Raw genomic sequence first — 2,765 nt, forward strand, 5'->3', positions numbered from 1 at the left:
GCGGAATACTCGTACCGCCGCCGAGCGCGGTCTCCAGCGCCGTGACGAGGTTCTCCACAACCGTGCGGACCAGTTCACCGACCGCCGCACCGTCGATGGGCGCGACCGCGTCCACCGCCAGGGCGAGTCCGGCGCCGTCGTCGTCGACGGAGACCGAGAGCGGGTAGTTGGTGCGCTCGCGCGAGTACACCGCGCGTATCCCGTCCACCTGGCCGCCCGGCCGGTGGCCCCGCTCCTGCCCGGGCTCTCCCGAGACGTTGTGCCGGTAGTTGAACAGCGCGGTGAACAGCGGTGCGTCGCCGGAGACCCCACTCGCGGACTGCGCCACGGCGAGCGGCGCATGCTCGTGCTGCAGCAGCGTCGCCAGCTGCGCGTGCATGGCCGCCACCGACTCCACGACGTCCAGCTCGTCCGTCCGCACCCGGATGGGCAGCGTGTTGATGAACAGTCCCGGCACCCGGTCGGCGCCCGCACCCGCGTTCATACGGCCGAAAAGAATCGTCCCGAACACCACGTCGTCCCGGCCGCTGACCGCCGCCAGCGCCCGCGCCCAGGCCACGTGCAGCAGGGTCGCCGTGCTCGCCCCGACCCTGCGCGCGACCCCCCGCAGCCGGCCGTCCAGCTCCGGCGACAGGCCGACCCGCGACCGCACGACCTCGGTGCCGTCCCCGCGAACATCCAACACCCCGTACGGCGCGGTCGGTTCGGTGACGTCGCCCAGCAGCTCGGCGAAGTAGCGCTCGTGCTCGGACCGCGACACCCCGCCACGCGCCTGCGCCACGAAGTCGCGGAACGGCAGTGGCTCCGGCAGCTCCCCACTGCGGCCCGCCAGAAACACCTCGACCTCGCCCAGCAGCACCTCCAGCGCCGTGTGGTCCTGCACCATGTGGTGCATCCGCAGCACGCCGAGCCACCGTCCGGCCACCGGCGCATCCGCGATGTGGAGGCTGAACAGCGGCGCCCTGCCCAGGTCCATCGACGCTCCGGCGCACGCCACCAAATCCGCTACCGGGTCGGCACCCTGGGGCTCCAGCGTCACCTCAAGCACCGGAAGCACAACCTTGCGCCAGACCACCTGCACCGGCTCGCTCAGCCCCTCCCAGACGAAGGAGGTGCGAAAAATGTCATGCCGGTCGAGCACGTTCTGAAGAGCATCCACAAAGGCACTCACGCGCTCACGCGAGTCGAACTCCAGTGCTGTCGGCTGGACATAGGCGTCCTCGCCCTCGCCCGCCAGCATGTGGTGGAAGAGCAGGCCTTCCTGGAGCGGCGCGAGGGGGTAGACGTCGGCGATGTTCGCCGCACCGCCCTCAACAGTGGCAGCGATCCGCGCGATCTCGTCCGCGGTGAGATCGATCAGCGGCAGCATCTCCGGGGTGATCTCTGTCGCACCGGCCGGTATCAGGTTCTCGGGGACGTCGACCTGGTCGCTGTCGGCCGCCGGCGAGAGTCCGGCCGGGGTGGGTGCCTCGAACAGCGCCCGCACCGAGACGGACAAGCCTCGCGAGCGCAGCACTTCGACCAGGCGGACGGCGAGGAGGGAATGGCCGCCGAGGGCGAAGAAGTCGTCGTCGACGCCGACCTCGGGCACCCGCAACACCTCGGCGAACGCCTCGCACAGCACCCGCTCACGCTCATTCGCCGGACCACGCCCGGCACCGGCCCCACCGGAAAGCTCAGGGGCAGGCAGGGCCATGCGGTCCAGCTTTCCGTTACCCGTCAACGGCAACTCATCGAGCATCACCACCGCAGCAGGCACCATGTACTCCGGCAGCCGCTCGGCCGCGAACTTCCGCAGTTGGTCCGTCAGGTCGTCGACCTCGTCGTCGGCAACGACGTAGGCGACAAGGCGAATGTCGCCGGGTGTGTCCTCCCGGGCGATCACCGCAGCCCGGGCGACCTGCGGATGCCCGGCCAGCACGGCCTCGACCTCACCCGCCTCGATCCGGAAACCACGCACCTTCAGCTGCTCATCGCCCCGGCCCAGGAACTCCAACTGACCGTCCCGCCGCCACCGCGCAATATCACCCGAACGGTACATCCGCACACCCGGCTCGAACGGACACGCCACAAAACGCTCCGCCGTCAACCCCGCACGCCTCACATAACCACGAGCAAGCTGAACACCGGCTATGTACAGCTCACCGGCGACACCCGGAGCCACCGGGCTCAGCCGCTCATCCAGCACATACAGGCGCATGTTGGCAATCGGACGGCCGACCGGCACCACCGACCCGACCTCATCATCCGCCCGCACCTCGAACACCGAACAGCCGACCGTCGTCTCCGTCGGACCGTACTCATTCACCACCACCGAACCCGGAGCACGCTCCAACAAATCCCGCACCACCGAACCCGGCAACACCTCACCACCCACCACCCACGTCCCCGCCACACCCGCAACCTGACCATCCGTCAACATCTCCGACAGGAGAGGAAGATGCGCCGGAACCACCTTCGCCAGCCCGAAACCACCACCCGACGACCGCACCAGCTCCGCCAGACCCTCCGCACCACCCTCACGGCTCACGACCACCGGCGCACCCGAGATCAACGGCACCACCACACTCGTCACCGTCAGATCGAACGCCAACGACGAATGCAACGGCACACCACCCCCCGCACCGTACGCACCCGCCGCCCACCGCGCATAATTCGCAAGCCCGCCATGCGTGACCGCCACACCCTTCGGCCGCCCCGTCGACCCCGACGTATAAATCACATACGCCAGATTCTCCCCGGACACCGACACCTCAGGAGCCACC

At 69.2% G+C, this 2,765-nt stretch carries 1 protein-coding gene; it reads right to left on the bottom strand.

Annotated elements, in window-relative coordinates:
* Nucleotides 1-2,764 (bottom strand): condensation domain-containing protein (locus GA0115254_RS02035; protein ID WP_370740814.1); only part of this gene is annotated, 2,764 nt, incomplete at its 3' end.
* Nucleotide 2,765: the final 1 nt, after the last annotated feature.

It is taken from the genome of Streptomyces sp. Ncost-T10-10d, from assembly GCF_900091955.1.
Taxonomy (GTDB): domain Bacteria; phylum Actinomycetota; class Actinomycetes; order Streptomycetales; family Streptomycetaceae; genus Streptomyces.